Genomic DNA, 4,635 nt, shown 5'->3' with positions numbered 1-4,635 from the left:
AGGACACATTCCTACGCGTTACTCACCCGTCCGCCACTGACCCCGAAAGGCCCGTGCGACTTGCATGTGTTAAGCATTCCGCCAGCGTTCGCTCTGAGCCAGGATCAAACTCTCAGGTTCATCATCCGCCGCCCAGCCAGAGGCCGGACAGCTTCGATGCCTTATCGAGCAAGTTCCGCTCACCATTCTCGATGCAAAGCACCTGCCCCACGCACCGCCACAGCCAGCTTTCGCCGACTGCGCCAGCGCCTCAGCGCAAGCACTTCTTGCTTCCAAAAGACAGATAAACTTGTCAAACAGCTTCCCGACCGCACCCCAGCACCCAACCGGGTACCGCAGACGGCGAGACACCCCACGCTTCCGCGGAGCAAATACACCATGTGCCCGAGGGCACAGGATCTGGAACTCGCAACCAGCTGGACCTTCGCTTCGAAGGCCGGGAGGAGCCAGCAGGCCCTCAACCAACATTCGAAGGAGTATCCACTCCGTCGCGGGAGGCTTGATATAGCGCGTCGCCGCGCCGGCTTCAAGCCCCCTTTTGCACTTTCTTGAAAAACCCGGACACTCGTGCCAACTGGCCAAGGCCGTTTCTCAAGAAAGCCACCTTTCGGTGAAAGCAGAAGATAAGCACCGCTTCGCCAATTTTCAAGACCGGAGTAGCCGGTTCTCGATGAAGGGAGCAGCGTCTTCTGCCAGGAACTGAGATGGTGCCTTGCGGCGCCGCCTTCAATTCCTTTGCCGTATTTCAAAGTCAAATATCGAAACACCGTCAGGGCCGCCGGATCTTCAGAAGACCCCGTCCCGCGGTGGAGCGGGTATCTAGCTGAGCACCCCGACCCGTTCAAGGGCCTCTGCGACACTTTTCGCGTCGAAGCCGCAACCCGATGGAACGTGGGCATTATCCCTTCCGGCGCACCCTGGCAGTACGCCGGCGCGGTGGGCTTGTCTGACGCGGCTTGCCCGGTGGCCTCGCGGGCTTGGCTACCCCGAGCGTCCGCTCCGAGGGGCGCGCCGCCAGCACTGCCTCAATCCAGTCATTGAGGCGATGGCTCTCGGCGAGGGCCGCCTCAAGGTCGCGGTAGGTTTCGGGGAAGCGCATGGCCAGCCAGCGCCACGCCACCAGTCGCCGGTGCAGGCGCTCCGCCGATTGCAGCGCGTCCTGGCTCGCCCGGTCCGGTGGGGGCAGTCGGCCGGTGCGCGGCGGTGCGACCGCCAGGCCCATCGCATGCTCCACGGCCCAATCCGTGAGCCGCGAGATTCCCTCGTCGCGCTCATCGACCGGGCACATCGCATAGGTCCAACGATCCAGCAGCGAGAGCTCCCGCACCCCGTCCACCGCCTCCGCGATGGCGATCTGCGTCGAAAGGTCGCCCAGCCGGTAGTTCGGGTCGTCTCTGCGCAGCACCGAACGCTCGATCCGGCGCAGCGTGCCGAACAGGCTGTCCGTGCCGATCTCGGCCGCGACAGCCGCCACGATGTCCGCGTCGGGGGCGACAGGCGGACGCAGATCTTCTGGCGTGTCAGCGGGGGCGGCGAGCGCGTGGGCAATCTCCGCCGGGTCGCCACCGCCCGCCAGCACCGCGACGATGCCCTCTGCGTGCGCGCCTCCGAAACGCCCGGCACGCCCGCCGATCTGCTTGATTTCCTGGACCGAGAGCGGGCGCTCCTGCTCCCCGTCGAACTTGCGCAGGGAGGAGAAGATGACGCGCCGCAACGGGCCGATGTTGAGGCCCATGCCGATGGCATCCGTCGCCACTAGCACCTCGGCCTCCCCTTCCCGGAAGCGGCGGGCTTCCGCGCGCCGGACCGTCGGACCCAGCGCGCCATAGACCACGGCCACGCTCCGTCCGCGGCGCAGCAGCTCGGCGCGCAGCTCGAACACCGCCCGGCGCGAGAAGGCAATCACCGCGTCGCCGCGCCCGATCTCGCCCAGCGGCACCGGAGACCGGGCAGCGATCAGCGGCCCCATGCGCTCCAGCCGCTCCTCTTCAAGCGGGTCACCGCAAAGCTGGGCGATCCGGCGGACCATCGGCGCGGCATCCGGCGCCCCCAGGATGATGACGGTCCGCGCCGGCACGCCCATGATCGCCGCGGTCCAGGCCGGCCCCCGCTCCGGATCGGCCAACATCTGGGCCTCGTCGATGACGGCGACATCCATCGGCGTGTGGAAGGGGCACATCTCCACCGTCGCTGCCGTGTGGCGGCTGCCCGGCACGGGGATGCGCTCCTCGCCGGTCGAGAGGGCGGTACGGATGCCCTGCGCTTCCAGCGCCTCGCGATACTCGTGGGCCAGCAGGCGCAGCGGTCCCAGCGCGATGCCACTCTCGGCCTCGGCGAGGCGGGACAGGCCGAAATAGGTCTTGCCCGAATTGGTCGGCCCGAGGCAGGCGACCAGCCGCCGGTCGAGCGAACGCGCCGTGGCGAAATGCGCGGCATAGCGGTCGAGCCCGGCGACGCGGGCGACCGCCGCGTTGCTGGCCCCCCTCCCCTCCTCGCGGACCTCGCGCTGCGGCGCGCTGCGGCGCCCGCCCTCCCCGCGCCGCCAGCCTGGCACGGCCCTGCGCAGCTTCTCGAGCTCCGCCGGATCGAATTCGGCCTCCCGCGTCGTTCGGCCGCCCCGCCGGACCGTCACGCGGCGCGCCACCGGGACCAGCCCGGCTCGGATCCAGCGCTCCGCCTCGTCGCGCGTGCAGCCCAGAATCCCTGGTACGGCCTCGGCATCCACCAGGGATTCCTCCCAGGCCCGCAGCCGGCGCTCCTCGGTCGCGCGAGTTTCCTTCGCGGCGCGGGCCGCTACGCGCCGCTCCTTCCGGCGCCGCTCCTCCGTTTCGAGAGCCTGGCGGCTGAAGGCCGCGGCATCGTCGGGCGGCAGGGCGAAGGCCTCAGCCACCAGGGCGGCGCAGTGACCGACCGCCTCCAGCTTCACCTCCCCCGCGGCGCCCTTTGGAAGATCATCCAACGCAGCCGCGAGAGCCGCCGCAGGCGTGCCATAGCCGCCGAGGCGAGCCAGCACGGTTTCGCGCAAGGCAGAAAGGAGCTCGGCATCTCCGACCGCAGGATCGGCGACGGCGGTGACAGCGAGGTCGAGATCCACCGCATTCACCGGCAGCGCGCCCGCCTGCTGCCGGAGCACAGCCAAGCGTTCGCGCCATCCAGAGCGCCGGATCTGGAGCAGCGCGCGACGCAGGGCGTCTTGCGTGGTTGGTGGCTGGCCACCCAGCGTCAGAAGCAGCGACTCGACTTCCGTTTGCGAGATCGCCAGCCCTGCGGCACGGGCTGCGTCCTGCAGCGCCCGCACGGCGTCAAAGGCGGGCGCCTCTCCCTCCCTTTGCTCAGCCACGCCAGGTCGCCCCGTTGTTTGACGAGTTCACCCGAGTGCCGCGCCGCAGCCAAACGCTCATCGCCACCTTCCCTGCATCACTTCGCCCGATCAGGCAAAGCCCCGCACGGGAAGCGCGGTTGCGTCAGGCGTCACCCTGGACAGGCAGGCATACGGACGATGAGGTCCGGTGTCGAAGCTGGATCCTAGCTTCACCTTGGCGCGACGATACCAATCACCCTTCCTTGTTGCCGCCAAGGGTCGTCGCGCTCATTTGCTCGGACAGCTTCGCGACCGCCGTGTGATCCGCCCCCGGGCCGAGCAGCGCCGCGGCCGACGCCCACATCTCACGGCAGAGCGCGGCGAAGGGGGTCGGCGTCGTCGTCTCGCGGCCCACTTCCAGCGCGATGGACAGATCCTTGACCATGAGGTCGAGCCCGAACCCCGCGTCGAACCGGCGAGACAGCACGTACTCCTTGAACTTCTTCTGGGTGGAGTTGTTCATCCCCGTGCTGGCGTTCAGCACGTCCACCATCTTCTCCGGATCCAGGCCGAAGCGCTGGCCGATCAGCAGCGCCTCGATGCCGATGAGGAAGCCGCCTGCCGAAACCAGGTTGTTCAGCGCCTTCATCGCCTGGCCGGCGCCGATCGGCCCGCAGCGGTGAATGGAGGTGCCCATCGCCTTCAGCACCGGCTCGGCCCGGTCGAGATCGGCATCCGACCCACCCGCCATGATGGCGAGTTGGCCGGACTTAGCGCGCGGCACGCCGCCCGAGACGGGGCAGTCGATCATCGCCACGCCCTTCTCCGCCAGGGCCGCTGCGATCTCCCGCGTGCGCCCCGGCTGCCCGGAGGTCATGTCGATGACGAGCATACCGCTCCGGAGCGAATCGCCCATCGCCTCCACCGCCTCGGCCACCTGCTTGCTGGTGGGGACGATGGTGATGACGCAATCTGCGCCTGCGGCGGCCTCCGCCGGATTCGCGGCGGCACGGCCCCCGGTCTCCGCGGCGAAGGCTTCGGCCCGGCCGGGGACGACGTCGCAGACCGTGACGTCGAAGCCGGCCTTCACCAGGTTGGCCGCCATCGGCCAGCCCATGTTGCCGATGCCTGCGAAGGCAATGCTCTTGATGGCGGCCATGGTGCTCACTTCTTCGGTTGGATGGCGCCTTCGGCGAGGAGCACCTCATGGGTGGCCTTGAAGGCGTCAAGCGCCGCGGGAATGCCGCAATAGGCGGCGGCATGGCTCAGCGTGGCCCGGATCTCGTCCACGGACACGCCGTTGTTCAGCGCGCCCTTCACGTGCAGCTTCACCT

General features: G+C 68.7%; 3 protein-coding genes and 1 rRNA gene. All 4 read right to left on the bottom strand.

Features of this window, described 5'->3' with window-relative positions:
* A 16S ribosomal RNA gene (locus JTJ31_RS24230) occupies window positions 1–120 on the bottom strand; the annotation flags it as partial.
* 778 nt (window positions 121–898) lie between these two features.
* Window positions 899–3,340 carry a helicase-related protein gene (locus JTJ31_RS24225; protein ID WP_328805817.1) on the bottom strand — a complete coding sequence of 814 codons (2,442 nt, stop codon included), beginning with the start codon at window positions 3,338–3,340 and terminating at the stop codon, window positions 899–901.
* A gap of 214 nt (window positions 3,341–3,554) precedes the next feature.
* A complete protein-coding gene (locus JTJ31_RS24220; protein WP_207541308.1) occupies window positions 3,555–4,460 on the bottom strand; it encodes an NAD(P)-dependent oxidoreductase in 906 nt (301 codons plus the stop codon).
* 5 nt (window positions 4,461–4,465) lie between these two features.
* On the bottom strand, window positions 4,466–4,621 hold the full coding sequence (locus JTJ31_RS24215; RefSeq protein ID WP_328805818.1) for a carboxymuconolactone decarboxylase family protein: 156 nt from the start codon (window positions 4,619–4,621) through the stop codon (window positions 4,466–4,468).
* Window positions 4,622–4,635: the final 14 nt, after the last annotated feature.

The organism is Sabulicella rubraurantiaca (genome assembly GCF_017355885.1).
Lineage (GTDB): Bacteria > Pseudomonadota > Alphaproteobacteria > Acetobacterales > Acetobacteraceae > Roseococcus > Roseococcus rubraurantiacus.
Note: the sequence above shows the minus strand (reverse complement) of the source record. Positions and strands in the feature narration are given on the sequence as shown.